This is a genomic window from Corynebacterium sp. MSK035, assembly GCF_030232615.1.
GTDB lineage: Bacteria > Actinomycetota > Actinomycetes > Mycobacteriales > Mycobacteriaceae > Corynebacterium > Corynebacterium jeikeium_D.
Genome location: NZ_JASPJP010000007.1, coordinates 76482 through 93766 on the forward strand (window position 1 = coordinate 76482; position 17285 = coordinate 93766).

Here is a 17285-nt window from a genome sequence, read left to right on the forward strand (position 1 = left end):
TCAGCTCTCCTCGGTCAGCGCTCGTGCGTAATACTCATTGCTTGTGCTCAGTTGGTCGGGTTTGCCCGCAGCCACGATCCGGCCTTCGGCGACGACAATGACCAGATCAACGTCCGATAGCGCTTCCATGCGGTGAGCGACCATGATGCTCGTTCGTCCTTCAGCAAGGCGGGTCAAGGACTCCTTGATGAGACCTTCCGTCCGACGATCGATGTCCGCTGTCGGCTCGTCGAGAAGCACAATCGGAGCAGTACCGAGCAGACCACGCGCAATGGCCAGGCGGCGTCGTTGCCCGCCTGAGAGCCAATTGCCCTGATCGCCGACCTCCGAATCGAGACCACCAGGGCGCTGCTCGATTTCGGTGAGTAAGTGCACGTCGCGAAGTGCTTTTCGCATATCGACGGCCGTTGCGTCCGAGCATGCGATGCGAAGATTGTCCGCGACGGTGGTGCCGAAGATGGCTGGTTGCTGGGAGATGAGCAGCGAGTTGGCGAGCAACTCCGGGGTTGAAAGCGCGTGGCTGTCAAGGCAGACTTCCCCGGAATGCGGCTGTAGGCCTGCGAGTACACGCAGGAGTGTGCTCTTTCCGGAACCGCTGGGGCCAACGATGCCGACTCTGCTGCCGGCTGGAATTGTCAGGTTGATATCGGAGAGAATGCGCTTTTCGCCGATGTCAACGCTCACATCGCGGAGGGAAATCTCCGGTGCGTGCGGTGCGGAGGCTTTGGCGGAATGCGCTGTTCCGGTTGTGAACGCTTTAGCGGCAGGCTCACCGAATACCTCCACTATTCCGTTTCGATGCGTGCGCCCGCCGAGTCCGATGTAGAAAGTGCGGCCGACGCGATTGACGGGCTCGTAGAGCAGAACGGATAGGAAAACGCCTGCGAGAGCTGTGCCAACGCTGATTGCATCTGCCTGCAAACGCAGCAAGACAAGACCGATTGCGGTCGTCGACATTGCAATACCAAAAACCGCGTCGTTGACAATAATCATCAGCTGATTGCGGGCGAGTAGGGCGGTGAGCTCAGCCATCGCGGTGCGAGTTTGGCTGGCAAAACGCGTCATGACCCGATCAATTGCTCCAAGAACTTTGAATGTTCCCAGCCCTTCGAGCATCTCCAAGTAGGCATGCGTGGCCTTCGCTTGCTTTCGGCGATACGTCGCATTGGATTTCCGCAGAATCTTTCCCGCACCAATAATGATCAGCGGCGTGGAAATGAAAAATAGTGCCAGCCACAAGGCGGTTTTCGTATCCACCCACAAAGCCCAGACCGCCAAAATGATCAGTGGAGCACTAAACGAGGCCAACGTGGGAGCGAGAAATGTCGCTCGGTAGTTCGCGGTCTGTTCGACGCTTGTGGTCGCGGCATCGAAGAGTAGGCCTTCGCCAGTGTTGGACGCGCTTCGGTGTGAGTGACCGGATTTCCCGCCACCGTGCCCTCTTCCATGCGCGTGCTTCGGGGCTTGTTCAGGAGCGGAAAACTCCGGCTTCAGCACACTGCCAACCACATGTGAGCGCCACAGCTTTTCCTGCTCGCCAGCAAGCCGTGGTGGCAATGCCTCGGTGACATAAGCACAGAGGCTTCCCAGAATGACCGCCACAATTGCAGCGGACAGGGATTCATGAAGTCCCCACTGCCCAAACCAGTTGCCGCCACTGGTGTCTGCGACACCGCCGTACAAACTGCTTAGAGCATCGAGCGTGTATCCAAGAGACACGGCGCTGAGAGCGAAGAAAAAGCTGCGCCCCCAGCTGGATAACAAAACCCAGTGCATTCGGCGGGGTGGGGAAGTCAGTGCTTCATGAATCCACATAGCGACGTGAAAACCTATTTTCTATTTAGCCAGTGCGTCAGCGATCTCACGCAGTCCATCGGGCATGTGCATTCCGGCGGTGCCAGAGGTCGTCTTCGCATCAATTAGTTGCACTCGATCATTCTTGACCGCAGCGACGTCGGCAAGCGCCGGATTATCCAGCAACTCCTGGAATGGAGCCTTGCCCTGGCCGTGGAAATCCTGAATCAAAATGACATCCGGATTCAGCTGCACAATTGTTTCCGGATCAGCGGGAACGGCACCCGGGCGCTTACCCTTTGGCGAAATCGGCTCGCCACCGGCCAGCTCAACGAGATTCGGCGTCGCCGACTGCATGCCCATAATCATCTTCTGACCACCGCGGGCAAACAGGACCAGCGTCTTTGGCTTAGTTGTGGAGTCAATTTCCGAGAGAATCTCTTCGGTTTCCGATTCAATCTTGGCAACCATCTCGGCCGCCTTATCTTCGGCTCCGAGCAACTTGCCGAGTTTGGTCACCGACTCTGCCAGCGCCTTCGGCGAGGCGAAATCACTGCTGGCAAACGCCGCGGTCGGAACATCGCTGGCACCCAGCAGCTCACTTGCCGACTGCTCCTGATCATGGCGGCTGGTCATCAACACCATGTCCGGCTCATAGGACAGAATCTGCTCCGGATCCGGCTTCGTGGAGTTGGCAATCGCGTTAGGCACCTGACGCGCCAGCTCAACCTGATTACCCGAGCTCTCATCGAGCGCATTCTTCGTCACGGCTACGACACGCTCTGGCCCAACCAGTTCCAACGCCAGATCCGCAACCTCGGTCGACAGTGCAACGATGCGCTTCGGCTGACTCTGCACCGTAACGTCGTGATCGCCGACGGTCACAGTACGCGGCCACTGCGCCTGCTGGTTTGTCGAAGTTTCGCTTGACGACGACTGCTGCGCCGTCTCCTCCGAGGAAGAACAAGCGACCACCGCAGCGAGGGGGAGTGCTGCAATCAACGGCAGAGTGACGGCCTTTTTAGAGTTTCGCTTCAAGGCAGAGATAGGAGAAGTTGGTGAAAACACGAAAGTACTTCCTTGAGTGTTGAGTTTTGATTGTTGGGGAGTTTTCGGTTGCGTTGGTGCTAGCTGGAATCAGTCAGCCGGGCGAGCCCGAGCCAACGCCGTCACTCGCACCGAACCGGTATGTGGATCGGTATCGACAGCGCTGGCGATGCGATAAATCGCATCTATTCGGGGAGGCGTCAGCACTTCTTCGGCGGAACCAGTGACTTCCAATCCGCCGTTGTGAATCACACTGAGCCGGTGGCAGCTGCGGGCCGCGAGGTTGAGGTCATGAAGGACGACTCCGATACCGTGGCCCTCGTCGGCAAGCTCGCCGAGGAGCTCGAGGATTTCCAGCTGAAACCCGATGTCCAAGGCCGCAGTGGGTTCGTCGAAAAGCATGACCTTGGCCTGTTGTGCCAATAGTTTTGCGATGAACACCAATTGCCGCTGCCCGCCGGACAGAGCCGTGATGGGACGGTCGGCGAGTGCGGTGACACCAACGCGGTCGAGGGCGTAAGCGACGATATCGTGATCCGTGGAGTTTAGTGAGCTGCGGAAACGGTCACGCCGACGGTGGTGCGCGTACCTGCCGAGTGCCACGACAGTTCGAACGTCAATAGCGGCATCGGCCGGTGTGTGCTGCGGCAGGTACGCCAACCGGGTGGCGCGTTCGTGGGCACGAAGCTTCGTCAGCGGCGCACCGAGGAGCTCAACCTGCCCCGAACTCGGTGTCACAATGCCCGCCATAGCACGGAGCAAGGAGGATTTTCCGGTGCCATTGGAACCGATGATGCCGTGGACCTCGCCAGGTCGAATAGCGAGGTTCACGCCACTTACGACGGTCCGATTGCGGTAACCGACACTGAGGTCGGTAGCCCGCAGCAGCGCGGTGCTATCGGCGTCTGGCTTAGTGACGTGGTCGCTGAGGTTTTGTGTCTGCTGACTCATGACTGGCGGCCACCTTGCCGAAGAATCAACGCGAGTAGCGCCGGTGCGCCAAGGAACGCGGTGACTGTGCCAGTTTGCAGAGCAACTGGGGAAAAGAGACTGCGGGCGACGAGGTCGGCGAGAATGAGAAACACTGCGCCGAGGCACATAGAAATGGGCAGCAGGCTGCGGTGATCGGGGCCGATGGCAAGGCGAATCAGGTGCGGGACGACCAATCCGACAAAGGAAATAACGCCAGTGACAGCGACGCCCGCTGCCGTGACTAACGCAGCCAGGGCGAGCAGCAGTTGCCGGATCCACACTGTGCGCATACCAGTGGCAGCGGCCTGTTCTTCGCCGAGGAGGAACAGGTTGAGTTCGGGAATGAGCATCATCAAGATAACCGTGCCGACGGTAATGGGGCCGACTGCCAGTGCAATGTCCTGCCAATTCGAAGCAGTTAAATCGCCGTTGAGCCAGAACATGGCCTGTTGAGCGTCATCGCTGTGTGGCGCGTTCGCGATGGTGGCGGAGATGACTGCGCCGAGGAACGCGTTGAGTGCAATACCGACGAGCAACAGGGTGGCTCCACTGCCGCCATTGAGACCGGCGACGATTTGGACAAATATGACAGCCAGCAACGCGCCTATGAATGCGCCAGCCGAAAGAACCCACGGTGCTTTCGCGGCCACGCCAGTGACGATGAGAATGACGGCTACCACTGCTGCACCGGAGGAGACACCGGTAACACCGGGTTCGGCCAGCGGATTGCGAAAAACTGCCTGCATGGTTGCACCTGCGACAGCGAGCGAGGCACCGACCAGTCCAGCAAGGAGGACACGGGGCAGCCGGATGCTCCAGACAAGTGATTGCGTGGCAGGGGATATCTCTGGCAGAAGGTGGTTGAGAGCCGGGAGGTCGTCGGAAAGCGTCTTGATGAGCGGGGTGAGCAGCGCGACGATGCCGTTGCTGAAACCTGTTCCCGCGGGGCCTATGGAGATCGCCAAGAGGATTGTGGCGGGGACGGCCAGGAAAAGTAGAAAGCCGAAGAGCCGGGCTCGAAGTTTTTGTTTTCGAGTGTGCGGAAGAGAAGCTCTATCGACAATAGTTTTCACTTGGTTAATGATGGACAATTTGAAAATAATTGTCAATAAAGGCGTGTCGGTGGGGCTGTGGGGTCCCCTAAGAACAGCAAAACCCCGCACCAGCTCCCTTGTGAAAACAGGGTGCTAATGCGGGGTGAAGAAGCTCTGTAGCTTACTTCTTGTCGCCCAGGCGCTCGTCTGCCATGTCGCGAACCTTCTTGATCTGGTCGGCCTTGTCCTCGCCGAGCTTGTCCTTGCCCAGCTGCTCAGCCTTGTCCAGAACCTTGTCGGTGTTCTCTTCGTTGCTCAGTGCTTCCTTGGCCTTGTCCATAAGTCCCATGGTGAAGACTCCTTCCATTTTTAATGTCTATTCGCGTTTTTTCGTTTGCGGCATAGAGTGTACCGATGAATTGGCGACGTTGCGACCGTTTTGGACTCACGGAGCGAATCCGGGATTCGACTAGCAGCACCGTGACTGAAGGCTATTAAGCTGTCTTGGTGCGGGCTTCATCTGCCTTGTGCATGACTTCGCGCTCGTACTTGCCGACGAAGATCATGAGGACAAACGCAATAGCGACAACTCCAATGAGGGTTGCGAATGTGACATTCCAGCCTGCGAAGTCGATCAAGAGACCGACACCAGTGGAGGCGAGTGTTGCGCCGAGAAGGTATCCGAACAATCCAGTGAAACCAGCTGCGGTTCCCGCAACATACTTAGGCGAGAGGTCGATGGCCTGCAGTCCGATGAGCATGATTGGGCCGTAAATGAGTGCGCCGATCAGGGAGATGAGCACATAGAACATCCACAATGGTGCCGTAGCGGGTAGCTGCCAGTATGCGAAAATGGTGATGCCGGTGCCGATCAGGAAGAGCATGCCGGCGCCTGAGCGCCAACCCTTGAAGACCTTGTCGGAGACCCATCCGCACAGCAGGGTGCCCACAATTGCTGCGCCCTCGTAGAGCATGAATCCGATGATTCCGCCCGTGACGTTGGTCTTGTGCAATTCGTTTGTCAGGTAAATCGGAATCCAGTTGAGAACGCCGTAACGAAGTGCGTAGACGAACACATTGGCCAGCGCCAACATGACGATAACCGGATTGGTAAGAACATGGTTCTTGACGATTGTGAACCAGGGTTCTTGTGCCTCGTCATTAGTTCCTTCGACCTTGTCTGGGTCGTTACGGTATTCCTCTACCGGAGGCAGTCCCATGGATTGCGGGTTGTCTCGAATCAGCAGGAATGCGATGGCAGCAATCACGAGCGCGACAATCGCCGGTAGCCAGAATGCGGGAGTCCAGTCGGCATCGGAAGTGGCGAACGAATGCAAGCCCCAGGCTGCCAGAGCACCACCGACGGCGGCACCGACATTGTGGGCAGTGTTCCAGATCGACATCAAAGTGCCGCGCTCGGATGTCGAGAACCAGTGGACGACAACGCGCCCAGAAGGAGGCCAGCCCATGCCTTGGAACCAGCCATTGATGAACATGACTGTCGCGAAAATCGCAACAGAGGCACTAATCGCTGGGACGAACGCAACAAAGAGGTTTACGACCGCGGACAGCGCTAGGCCAAGCGGGAGGAAGTACCTGGCATTGGCTCTGTCGGAGAGCATGGCCATGAAGAACTTGGATAGGCCGTAGGAGAAGAGAACCGCATTGGCTACGATGCCAATTCCGGCTGCACCCAGTAGGTCGTGCTTTTCCAGCACAGCGGACACGAGGGGGATGTTATTCCTGATGAGGTAGAAGCCCGCGTAGCCGATGAAGATGCCCATGAAGACGTTGAACCGCCAGGTCCGGTAGGTCGGGGCAATCTTTTCCTCGGGAAGTGGAGTTGCTGGGCCGGGGGCGCTGAGCCAGCCGAGCCTCTGACTGCTCATAATGAGAGTCCTTTCGCTGAAGGCCGCCGTTGCCTCTAGCGCAACCTGTGCGGGTGGCTAGGGCAGCAGGCGGAGAGCTTTATCGTTTCAGCGGTGAGTTTACAGTGACTTCAGCCCCTGTTAATGGGTTGTTAACCTCCCGGTCGTGGAGGTCTTTGGAGGGGGTTGATGTAAAGGCGATTAACGCATGTCATTGGTTAGAGAATGTCGTTAATAGCCTCGGTGGGGCGCGCCATCCTTACCCCCTTATTGGTGGCGACAAACGGGCGCTCGATCAGGCGTGGGTGCGCGACCATTGCGTCCAGAAGTTCCTCGTCGCTGGAGTTCTTGGAGAGTCCCAGCTCCTTGAACTCCGCTTCCTTGGTGCGCACGGCATCGATGACGTTCAGGCCTGCCGCCTCGATTAGCGAGCGCAGCTCGGCCTTGGTTGGAGGAGTGTCTAGGTACTTGATGATTTCCGGCTCGATTCCGGCTTCGCGTAATACGGCGAGAGCCTGGCGGGACTTTGAGCAGCGGGGGTTGTGATAAATCTTCGCTTCCATGTCTCCATCATGGCTGATGTTGTGGCGTGAAGGTTGGCGCTGTGGCGTGACGGCCTGCGGATAGGGTTTGTTCAATGTTTATCCTTAAAAAATGTCATACCGAAAACACGTAAGTTCACTAGGTTGAAAATCACTGTCGTTAGGTTTACTCTCACACGTGATAGATGAACGGCGAAGTGCGCCCCAACCGCCCCTAAGGTGACCCGATTTACTGAAGCGGCCGGTCAGCGTAGCCGTCGTAAAGCAGGAACAAACAATCAAGAGCGGACACCAACATGACAATTTCCGGAAAACTTTCGCGATCAACCAAGTCCATGTGTGCGGGTCTTTCGATTTTGCTAGCGGGCGCTGGCCTTGCAGCGTGTGGCGATAGCAGTGAGGGAGCCAGCGGCGAGAACCCAATCAACGTCGTGGCTTCCACGACGCAGATTTGTGATTACGTGAAGCAGCTGGACATCGATGAAGTTGATTTGACCTGCCTGTTGGCGCCGAATGCAACGGCTCATGAGTTGGAAATGACCCATGAGCAGCTGAGCAAGACTGGTAACGCGGATCTCTTGTTCGTCAACGGAGTCGATCTGGAGCACTTCCTGGACCAGGCGATTGAGTCCTCGGGCTTTTCCGGAACGATGGCAGTGACCAGTGGCGTTCTCACTGCAGGTGACGTAGATGCCATGAAGGCGGCCAAGGATATGGACAAAACCAAGCCACTGCCGCCAGAGAAGGCGAAGAATGGTAACTACACCATTGACCGAGGCGTGGAAAAGATTGATGTCTCCCCATGGCCATTCCCGCCGGAAGAACCCGGTGAGGAGGCGGAATTCCGCTTCGATCCGCATGTATGGACCTCGCCGAAGAACGCCAAGATTCAGGTTGCCAACATCGGCTACGCCCTGGAACAGGTCGCTGAGGAACGTGGCGACAATGAGCTGAAGTCCACCATCGCCGACCACGTTGCGGCCTACCAGGAGAAACTGGATCAGCTGGATGAGTGGGCAAATAAGTCCATCGCCACTGTGTCGGACCCTGTACTGTTTACCAGCCACGACGCCTTTGGATACTTCTCCCACGAGTTCAATATCAACTTCATCGGCGCAGCGCTGTCTGATTTCAACGAGCAGCAGGATGCCACGGCCGCGCATATCGCCGAGGCGGCAAAGACCGTGAAGGACTCGGGTGCAACCGCGCTGTTTGCGGAAAACTCGAACAACTCGAAGTCAATTGAGGCGATTGCCAAGGCCGCGGGTGTCAAGGCCATCGTTGGTGAGGACGCACTCTACGGCGACTCGCTCGGTCCGGCCGGAAGTGACGGCGAGACCTACATTGGTTCAATCATCCACAACGTCACTCAGGTCGTGACGGCATGGGACGGAACCGTCGCACCCCTGCCAGAGGGCATCAAGTGAGCCTCAACCACTTAGCCAACCCCATGTCTGCCGATCCCATAGTCACGCTCCGCGATGCCTCATTCGGCTACACGGCGGTACCCATCGTCAGCCACATCACCGCCAGCGTCGCGCCGGGCACCGGGCTTGCACTCATCGGCGCCAATGGCTCTGGAAAAACGACCGTGCTGCGCGGAATCTTGGGCGGGACTCGTCTCCTCGCTGGTGAGATGCACAATAGCGCGAAGATCGTGTCCTACGTCCCGCAGTCGGCAGACCTCGATCGCACTTTTCCGGTCACGGCTTTCGATGTCGTCGCCATGGGAGTTCTGCGCGAACTGCGCCCCTTCCAACCGCTTGGACACCGCAAAGAACGCATCCACGCAGCGCTAGCCAAAGTCGGACTTGCCGACCGCGCCTTTGATCGTTTCGGCAATCTCTCCGGTGGTCAGCAGCAACGCGTCCTGTTGGCGCGCGCCATCGTCGCACGTCCGCAACTTGTGCTTCTCGACGAGCCGTTCAACGGCCTCGACACTGAAAATCGGGCCATGCTGCTGAATCTCCTCAACGAACTGAAGGAAAATGGCACGGCAATTATCGCGGCCACCCATGATCTCGTGCTTGCTGAGGAGACCTGCGAAAACACATTGATCGTGGCAGAGCAGCCGACTTTTGGTGCGACCTCGAAGTTGGTGCCAGCCTATGTGGACTGAGCTTGCGAATGCGCTTGGGATCGCGCCTTTCATGTTCAGGCCACTAGTGCTGCTGATTGCCCTCGGGGCGGTCTCTGGCCTGGTCGGTGTCATCGTGAACCTTCGTGGTCTCGAGTTCAATGCCGAGGCCATGGTGCATTCGATTTTTCCCGGAATTGTGGCCGGTGCCGTATTCGGCGGCATCGACATGATTATCCCGGTGGCTGCGGCATTTGCGGTGGTAGTGGCAGTAGCACTGACCTTGGTATCGCGCTCGCACATGTCGGAAGCCGGAGTGGCAGTTGTACTGACCAGTTTCTTTTCCATTGGTGTGATTCTCTCGCTGAAGAAAGGTGACCAGTCAGGACAGCTGGAAGCGCTCATGTTCGGGCGACTGCTGGAAGTCACCGACTCCCGTCTCACCAGCGCCCTGATTGTCTGTGCCATCGCCTTGGTTCTTATCGCAGTGACCTGGCGCCAGCAGGTGTTTGTTGCCTTTGATCGCTTCGGTGCCAAAGCCGCAGGCGTCAATGTGTGGGGCATCGACCTCACCATTAACGCGGCGATTGCTGCGGTGGTGGTGTCGTCGGCAAGCGCAGTGGGCGTGCTGCTGGTAGTCGGATATCTGGTCGTGCCGGGAGCGGCGGCGAGATTGCTGACTCGCCGAGTGCATGTGATGGTGCCGATTGCGATTGCAGTGGGCTGCCTCAGCGGAATCGTTGGTTTGGCATTGGTGCCCTTGGGGCCGGTGTCGCCTCAGGCAGTCGTCGCGCTGACCTCGGTGGGACTGTATTTCGTGGCACTGGGACTGCGCGGCGTGATGGGAGGCGACCGTGTCTAGCATCCTGATTTTGCCAATCATCGAGCTGATATTGGTCGGCGCATTGGCCGGCGTGGTGGGGGTACTCGCGGTGCTGGGCAAACAAGTGTTCTTCGCAGAAGCGATTACACATGCGACTTTTCCCGGTGCGGTGGTGGGCGTTGTTATTGCGGCAGCGCTCGGCCTGAGCCACTCGTGGATTTCGGTGTTCCTCTTTATCGGGGCATTTCTGATGTGCATTCCGATTGGGGCCCTGTTCGGTCTGTCGAAGGTGGGGACGACGTCCTCGGCGGCGGGAATTGTGCTGACATTCGGGTTCGCGCTGGGCTACTTTCTGAACAAGTGGTTCGCCCCGTTGCCGGTGAAGGTTGAGAGTTTCCTGGTCGGCAGCGTACTCAACGTGAACAAGATTGATATTGCGCTGTCGGGTGGGCTCTTGCTGCTGGTGGCGTTGGTGCTGGTGGCTCGGTGGCGCCAGCTGATTTACTTCACATTCGATCCGGAGTCTTTCGGAGTCGCGCATTCGAGGAGAAAAGCACAGCTGGTCATCAGCGGGCTCATCGTTCTGACTCTGGTGGCGCTGATTCCGGCTGTCGGCACGATTCTATCCATCGCGCTGCTAGCTGCCCCGGCAGCTGCGCTCGTTGGGGTAGTGAACGATACCCGTTTGCTATTCGTGTTGGCGCCATTGATGGGTATCGCGATTGGCCTGGTGGGGCTATTCATTGCGGTGGCGGCGAATCTGTCAGTTGGTGGCTGCATTGGTGTATGCGCCGGCTGTTTCTATGTCCCCCTCAAGATTGCGTCAACACGCAATAGCGCTAGAGTTTGAAGAATGCACGTGGAGGATTTACCAGCAAAGACCCAGGACTACCTCAAGGTCATTTGGGATTTGCACGAGCGCACTGGTGAAAAAGTGGCACTTGGCGACGTCGCTGAGCGGATGGGCGAAAAGAAGCCCACCGCCAGCGAGGCTGTAAAGAAGCTAGCTGCACGTGGCCTTGTCAACCACGAGCCGTATCGGGGCATTAGCCTGTCGGACCGTGGGCGAGACATTGCGCTAATCATGGTGCGTCGCCACCGGTTGATTGAAAGCTTCTTGGTCTCGACTCTGGGATACACCTGGGATGAGGTTCACGAGGAAGCCGAAAAGCTTGAACATGCGGTCTCGGATGATTTCATTAGTCGCATTGATGCAATGCTGGGATTCCCTGAGCGCGATCCGCATGGCGATCCAATTCCCAGCGCAAGCGGTACCATCGCCAGCGCAGTGCGCACCGACCTGACGGATATCGAAGCCGGCGCGATGGTGGTAGTCGATCGCATTAACGACTCCGACCCTGAACTACTGCGCTATTTGGCGACATCAGGGGTAGGACCGGGGACTGTGCTCCGAGCCGAGGCCGCACCATATGCAGGCATGCATGTCTTTGCCATCCTCGATGAGGTGGACGATACCGAGCCAAAGAAAATTCATGTGGCAGACTCGGCACTATGGGCAATCAAGGCGACTCCAACAACGAACTGACGAGGGCCGTAGCGCGCTCTTACTATAAGGTGTCGCGGAATCTCACTGGGCCAACTAAAGTGCCACCCGCACCGTCAGTTTCGTTCGACAGCGTGAAGAGTGCTCGTCGACAGGCATATGCCAGTGTCGAGAGCGTTGATGTGCCACTCAACGCCATCGCTATCTCGCCTGCTGAGCAGCAGGAACACATGGCTAATCTCGAACGCCGCTTGAATGCCTCGACCAAAGATATGCGGGCACTGCTGGACTACGAAGAGCAGCGCATTGCGGTCACTAGCACCGTCAAAGAGGCAATCGTCTATACGTTGCTGGCAATACTCCTTTTGGCAGCAGCCATCGGACTTGGCTACGCCAGCCACCTGGGGGCCGATGCGATTTTGAATGCTGCGGCGGAGGTGACGCCGCGATGAGTAAACGCTCAGGCTCCGACAACGGGTGCGCGACGGTCATTGTCGTATTTTTCTTCTTCGGCCTGATTGTTCAGCTCTTCGGGGTCACGCTGTGGATTCTGCAATATGCATTGCCAATTGCGGGCTTGGTGCTTGCGATTCTCATTGCATATCAGGCCTGGGCCGGCGTGCGGCGCAGCGCTGAGGCGCACGAGCTCGCCGAGCGTAATCACGCTGAGCTACAGCAGATTGCCATGGACACCGAGTACCAGCTCACCGCAATCCTCTCTGCTTGGGATAACGTGAACACCACAATGGGGGTCGGCACCATCTACAAAGATGTATTTGCCTCCGGAGAGGCGACGCCGGAGCTCATCGAGCTACGCAGTGAGCTCTCTCGTGCTCGGAAGCTAAACAACCGACTGCGCCAGCAGCGCGAAACTATGACCAATCGGGAGCTGATGGAAGCTATCTCTGAGGCCGACGAGCTGTGGTGCTCGCTGACGAAGACGTATCAAAACGCTCGTCGTGAGCTGTAGCAAAGCACTTGAATTACTCGACGGTCATCACAATTTTGCCGTCAGCGTGCCCGTCTTCCAATACTCGGTGGACCTCGGCGACTTCGGTGAGATTCTTAGTCAGGCCGATAGGAAGTGAAATCTCACCGGCAACCACGCGGTCGGCCAGGTCGGCGTAAATAGTCGTGTCATTCGAAATAGCCGGAATGTGCGCCTCAATGCCACGTTCCTTCGCCGGTGTCAGGTCGGCCAGTGAAGGTAGCGCCACAATCCGACCATCCGATGCCAACACATCCAGCGAGGGTAGGAAAGTGTCGAAGTACACGCCATCGAGCACAACATCTACGCCCTCGGGGAACCGCCGGCGCACAGCCTCGAATACATCTTCCGCTGTGTAATCAATATGCTGCGCGCCAAAGCCCACTAGTTTTTCATGATGGCGTGACGACGCACTGGCCAACACAGTTGCGCCACGGGCAACCGCCAGCTGCGTCATCAGCTGGCCAACACCGCCACCTGCACCATGGATGAGTACGGTGTCACCGCTTTTTACCTTCGCTAGCTGATCGACAGCCACGGTCGCCGTGATTCCCACTAGGGCAAGGCCCGCAGCGGTAACGTCGTCAAGCGAATCGGGTGTTCGAACCACACCGTCGGCGGGGAAGACGTTGTGCGTTGCGTAGGTGCCGCGGAAGTCGTCTAAGCCGCGCATGCCGAAGACTCGGTCGCCGGGGACGAAATTGTCCACGCCTTCGCCGACGGCAACGACTTCACCAGCCGCTTCGCGTCCGAGGACGGCGGGAGGGTTGAATTTTGCGCACAGACCGGAAGAGCCATCGCGCATCTTGTAATCCAGCGGATTCGCGCCGATGGCTGTGGTTTTGACCAGGATTTCGCCGGGACCGGGCTCCGCAGGGGTGCGGGAAACCTGCGTGAACTCATCGGGGTCGCCAAAGCGATTGATGATCATTGCGTATGCGTTGCCTGAATTTGCTGCCATGTCCATCACTGTAGTCCTAGCAGCTAATTATCAACGGTCGGCAAGCGGGAGGGCAGCGGTGACGGCACTGAACGACTCATTGAGGTAGGCGCTGAGGAGGTCGGCGGCGTGGTTTGGGGTGTCCTCGATGAGAACTTTGGCGATACTGATGTGGCGATCGGCGTATCGGGCATGGAGTTCGATGCTTTGGGGGTAGGAGAGGAAGCAAAGACGGAGTTGGGCCTGAATTGATTCGGCGGTGGCTAACAGGTCGGGGGACCCGGAAGCTCTGACGATGGCGAGGTGAAAGGCATTATTCCGTTCGGGAAGGTTCAATGATGACTGTGAACCACAAATAGAAAGAATCTCTTCGCCGAGGAGCTTTGCCTGGCTCTTGCTTAGCGATCGCAGTGTTCCGCATTCGACGACATGGCGAAAGGCATACAGTTCGCGGATGCGTTGTTTGTCGAAGGAGGCTATAAAAACGCCGTGATGAGGAATATGAGTGAGTAACCCCTCAGATTCCAGCTTGCGGTAGACCTGTCGGATGGTATTGCGGCTGACCTGCAGTCGCGCAGCAAGTTGGGTTTCACGGAGCTGCTCGCCGCTATAGTGCTTTCCGGCGAGAATCTCTCGGCGCAGGACAGTTGCGGTGACATCCGCTACTGAAACGTCTTGTTGTTTTTCCCCAGAGGACGTGCGGGTCTGATCGTCGAGGATGTTTCCGGGGGTAGTCATGTAATACAGACTACTAAAGCACTTTTGTGTGGCGGCCATCACCAATTAACATACGAGACATTGTTCAACAATCTCTGTGCAGGCGATCTTCAACGTAGGAATCCTTCAACGTGGGAATCGTCAGACTTGTAGGGAAAGGCCTTACGCTATGGACGCTTCAACATCTGCCCATAAGGCGCGGCGAACGGCACTCCTCGGCGCCGTATTCCTGATGGCGACCAGTGCTATCGGGCCGGGCTTCCTCACCCAGACCGCAACCTTTACGGCCAAGCTTGGCGCGGCTTTCGCCTTTGCCATTGTGATCTCGGTGCTTCTTGATATCGCGATTCAGCTCAACGTGTGGCGAGTGATTGCTGTCTCTGGACGCCGCGCGCAGGAGCTCGGCAACGCCGTGCTTCCGGGGCTGGGCTGGTTAATGTCAATTCTCATTGTCATCGGTGGTGTGGTCTTCAATATTGGCAACGTCGGCGGTGCTGGACTTGGTGCGAACGCGATGTTGGGCGTGGACGCAAAGATTGGCGGCATTGTTACTGCAATCCTCGCCATTGGCTTCTTCCTCTCCCGGCGGGCGGGTATGGCGCTGGACAAGGCACTCGTTGTGCTCGGTGTCGTGATGATTCTGGTCACTGGAATTGTGGCGTTCAGTTCTAACCCGCCAGTAGGGGAAGCACTGAAGAACACGGTCATGCCCGACACGATTGATTTGTTGGCAATCATCACGCTCGTCGGTGGCACTGTTGGCGGTTACATTACTTACGCTGGCGCTCACCGCATGCTTGATGCTGGCGCCGGCGGTGTAGAGAACCTCGCACAGACCACTCGCTCATCTGTTACGAGCATCATCGTCACAGCCATCATGCGTTTCCTCCTTTTCCTAGCTGTCTTGGGAGTGGTTGCGGGTGGCGTGGTCCTCAATACGGATGGAAACCCCGCTGCAGAGGCATTCCAAGCTGCGGCAGGAGATTGGGGTATGCGCTTCTTTGGCGTTGTCCTGTGGGCTGCGGGAATCTCGTCGATTGTGGGTGCCAGCTACACCTCAGCAACATTTCTGACTCGTTCCTCGGGTGCTGGAGCCAAGACTCAAAACACGATCACCATTGTCCTAATTGCAATCTCCACGCTGCTCTTCGGTCTCATCGGTACGGCTCCAGCGACGCTGTTGGTTTTCGCCGGAGCCTTCAATGGTTTGGTTCTTCCAATTGGCGTTACTGTGCTGATTTACATCGCGCTGTTCCGTGCGGATCTCATGAATGGTTACAAGTACCCGAAGTGGTTGGCGGCTATCGGAATCTTGGGTGTCGCAGTCGCCTGGTTCTTGGCGTGGCGCTCATTCGGCGGTGTGTTTGAAATGCTCGGCTAATCCCCCCCGGTTTCTCGCACAGCTCAGATGAGAACCAACATAACAACGGTACAAAGACCAGCATTATTACTTGGAAGGAGCGGTGACGTTTATGGGCGCCACTATCGATCTCAACTCTGACCTTGGGGAAGCGTTCGGCTCGTGGAAGATGGGTGATGATATCGCTCTGCTGAACATTGTGACCAGTGCCAATATTGCCTGCGGGTATCACGCGGGTGACGCTAGCGTCATGATGGAGACCTGTGAGGCAGCTGCTGCGCGCGGAATTCGCATCGGCGCGCACGTCGCCTACCGCGATCTCCCCGGGTTTGGACGACGTCGCATGGATTACGCACATCGAGAATTGCGAGCCGAAACCGTCTACCAGATTGGTGCACTTTCGGCATGTGCACGGGCGGTGGGTACCGAAGTTTCCTACGTCAAGCCCCACGGTGCCCTCTACAACCGCATCGCAGTGGATGAAAATCAGGCCGCTGCAGTGGTGGAGGCGCTCCTGCTCGCTCGCTCCACCTGCGGAGATGAGCTTGCCATTATGGCGCAGCCGGGGTCGGTCATCGAACGGCTCAGCCTCGACGCGGACCTCCCTGTGATTAGGGAAGCTTTTGCAGATCGCGCTTACAACTCCGATGGAACTCTGGTGTCCCGAGTACTCGAGGGGTCGGTCATTGTAGAACCCGATGCCGTCGTCAAACGCGTCATTGCAATGGCTAGCGGGGAACCAATCGTCGCCTACGACGGTTCACCGTTGACCGTGCAGGCTGACTCTATTTGTTTGCACGGAGACACCCCTGGTGCGGTCGAACTCTCCCGTATGATTCGCCAAGGGCTCGTCGACGCCGGAGTCACCGTCGCTGCCCACGTATAGCGCGGACTCGCACACCGGTCTTATCAACCGCAGTTTTTCAACCCCGCAAGAAAGAAAGGATCAGCACCGCCATGGCCGAGATTCGCCCTATGGGAACAAATGCGCTGCTTATCGACTATTCATCATCGGCCAATCCGTTGGCGAAGGTACTTCGTGCACACTCTGCTGCGGCTGAGATTGAGGGACTCGTTGACAGGGTACCTGCAGCCCAAACGCTCCTTCTTCGCTTTCGCGGACCGGCTCGTCGTTACCTCGGCGCAGTAGAAACCGCGCTGCGGGGCAACAATGCGCAGAGGCAGACCGTCGACAAGCGAAAAACAATGACGATTCCCGTTCACTATGACGGCGCGGACCTTGAGTCCTTGGCACAAAGCCTTGGGATGAGCCCTCAAGCGTTAATCGATTGGCACTGCGAACGCCCTTGGACGGCCGCGTTCGGTGGATTCGCGCCGGGCTTTTATTACATGGTGCGCGGGAGCGGTCAGGGGTGGCCAGAGCCGCTTGATATTCCCCGCCTTACGACGCCGCGCACTCGAGTTCCCAAGGGCTCCGTCGGACTTGCGGGCCAATTCGCAGGTGTATATCCCATCGATTCGCCCGGTGGCTGGCAGCTCTTGGGACATACAGATGTGGAGATGTGGGACTTGAATCGGCCTAATCCGGCGCTGCTTGAGCCCGGGGTTGAGGTGCAATTTGAAGCGACTTCTACGGTGAGTGCGGCGTAGAAAAAGGG

19 protein-coding genes are annotated in these 17285 nt (G+C 57.6%); 10 read left to right on the forward strand and 9 right to left on the reverse strand.

Annotated features, from left to right (window positions below; translation table 11 throughout):
- The 7 genes from QP978_RS06070 to arsC form a co-directional block, all read right to left on the reverse strand.
- Nucleotides 1–1815: an ATP-binding cassette domain-containing protein gene (locus tag QP978_RS06070; protein ID WP_070429478.1), complete on the reverse strand. Its 1815-nt coding sequence runs from the start codon at nt 1813–1815 to the stop codon at nt 1–3.
- A gap of 21 nt (nt 1816–1836) precedes the next feature.
- Nucleotides 1837–2862 carry an ABC transporter substrate-binding protein gene (locus QP978_RS06075; RefSeq protein ID WP_070429477.1) on the reverse strand — a complete coding sequence of 342 codons (1026 nt, stop codon included), beginning with the start codon at nt 2860–2862 and terminating at the stop codon, nt 1837–1839.
- Nucleotides 2863–2931: 69 nt separating this feature from the next.
- Nucleotides 2932–3792 carry an ABC transporter ATP-binding protein gene (locus QP978_RS06080; protein ID WP_284856964.1) on the reverse strand — a complete coding sequence of 287 codons (861 nt, stop codon included), beginning with the start codon at nt 3790–3792 and terminating at the stop codon, nt 2932–2934.
- A complete protein-coding gene (locus QP978_RS06085; protein WP_231367182.1) occupies nt 3789–4778 on the reverse strand; it encodes a FecCD family ABC transporter permease in 990 nt (329 codons plus the stop codon). Before QP978_RS06085 ends, QP978_RS06080 begins: the two co-directional genes overlap by 4 nt.
- A gap of 250 nt (nt 4779–5028) precedes the next feature.
- A complete protein-coding gene (locus QP978_RS06090; protein ID WP_016422348.1) occupies nt 5029–5196 on the reverse strand; it encodes an antitoxin in 168 nt (55 codons plus the stop codon).
- Nucleotides 5197–5341: 145 nt separating this feature from the next.
- Nucleotides 5342–6736 (reverse strand): MFS transporter, encoded by a 1395-nt coding sequence (locus QP978_RS06095; protein ID WP_284856965.1) that lies wholly within the window; start codon nt 6734–6736, stop codon nt 5342–5344.
- 197 nt (nt 6737–6933) lie between these two features.
- Complete coding sequence (gene arsC, locus QP978_RS06100) at nt 6934–7278, reverse strand: arsenate reductase (glutaredoxin) (protein ID WP_049172659.1); 345 nt, start codon at nt 7276–7278, stop codon at nt 6934–6936.
- Between the two features lie 275 nt (nt 7279–7553).
- On the opposite strand from arsC, the gene QP978_RS06105 reads away from it, so the two are divergent.
- The 7 genes from QP978_RS06105 (at nt 7554) to QP978_RS06135 (ending at nt 12631) form a co-directional block, all read left to right on the forward strand.
- Nucleotides 7554–8684: a metal ABC transporter substrate-binding protein gene (locus tag QP978_RS06105; RefSeq protein WP_284856966.1), complete on the forward strand. Its 1131-nt coding sequence runs from the start codon at nt 7554–7556 to the stop codon at nt 8682–8684.
- A gap of 23 nt (nt 8685–8707) precedes the next feature.
- Nucleotides 8708–9376, forward strand: coding sequence for a metal ABC transporter ATP-binding protein (locus QP978_RS06110; protein WP_070643744.1), 669 nt, complete (start codon nt 8708–8710; stop codon nt 9374–9376).
- Entirely contained in the window at nt 9366–10196 is an 831-nt protein-coding gene (locus tag QP978_RS06115; protein WP_070549457.1) for a metal ABC transporter permease, read from the forward strand. Before QP978_RS06110 ends, QP978_RS06115 begins: the two co-directional genes overlap by 11 nt.
- Complete coding sequence (locus QP978_RS06120; RefSeq protein WP_038628210.1) at nt 10189–11007, forward strand: metal ABC transporter permease; 819 nt, start codon at nt 10189–10191, stop codon at nt 11005–11007. Before QP978_RS06115 ends, QP978_RS06120 begins: the two co-directional genes overlap by 8 nt.
- A gap of 3 nt (nt 11008–11010) precedes the next feature.
- Nucleotides 11011–11703, forward strand: coding sequence for a metal-dependent transcriptional regulator (locus tag QP978_RS06125; protein ID WP_038628213.1), 693 nt, complete (start codon nt 11011–11013; stop codon nt 11701–11703).
- A gap of 92 nt (nt 11704–11795) precedes the next feature.
- The gene (locus QP978_RS06130) at nt 11796–12113 is read left to right on the forward strand and encodes a hypothetical protein (protein WP_038628215.1); all 318 of its coding nucleotides are present in this window, start codon (nt 11796–11798) and stop codon (nt 12111–12113) included.
- The gene (locus QP978_RS06135; protein ID WP_284856967.1) at nt 12110–12631 is read left to right on the forward strand and encodes a hypothetical protein; all 522 of its coding nucleotides are present in this window, start codon (nt 12110–12112) and stop codon (nt 12629–12631) included. Before QP978_RS06130 ends, QP978_RS06135 begins: the two co-directional genes overlap by 4 nt.
- Nucleotides 12632–12644: 13 nt before the next feature.
- Here QP978_RS06135 and QP978_RS06140 read toward each other — a convergent pair whose 3' ends face one another.
- Both QP978_RS06140 and QP978_RS06145 read right to left on the reverse strand, forming a co-directional pair.
- The gene (locus QP978_RS06140) at nt 12645–13610 is read right to left on the reverse strand and encodes a quinone oxidoreductase family protein (RefSeq protein WP_284856968.1); all 966 of its coding nucleotides are present in this window, start codon (nt 13608–13610) and stop codon (nt 12645–12647) included.
- A 30-nt stretch (nt 13611–13640) separates the two neighbouring features.
- A complete protein-coding gene (locus QP978_RS06145; protein ID WP_070549497.1) occupies nt 13641–14327 on the reverse strand; it encodes a GntR family transcriptional regulator in 687 nt (228 codons plus the stop codon).
- A 148-nt stretch (nt 14328–14475) separates the two neighbouring features.
- Here QP978_RS06145 and QP978_RS06150 point away from each other — a divergent pair, with 148 nt between their 5' ends.
- From QP978_RS06150 to QP978_RS06160, 3 genes are all read left to right on the forward strand, one after another.
- A complete protein-coding gene (locus tag QP978_RS06150; RefSeq protein ID WP_049172676.1) occupies nt 14476–15687 on the forward strand; it encodes an NRAMP family divalent metal transporter in 1212 nt (403 codons plus the stop codon).
- Nucleotides 15688–15778: 91 nt separating this feature from the next.
- A complete protein-coding gene (locus QP978_RS06155; protein WP_049172677.1) occupies nt 15779–16552 on the forward strand; it encodes a LamB/YcsF family protein in 774 nt (257 codons plus the stop codon).
- A 71-nt stretch (nt 16553–16623) separates the two neighbouring features.
- Complete coding sequence (locus tag QP978_RS06160) at nt 16624–17277, forward strand: 5-oxoprolinase subunit B family protein (protein WP_049172678.1); 654 nt, start codon at nt 16624–16626, stop codon at nt 17275–17277.
- Nucleotides 17278–17285: the final 8 nt, after the last annotated feature.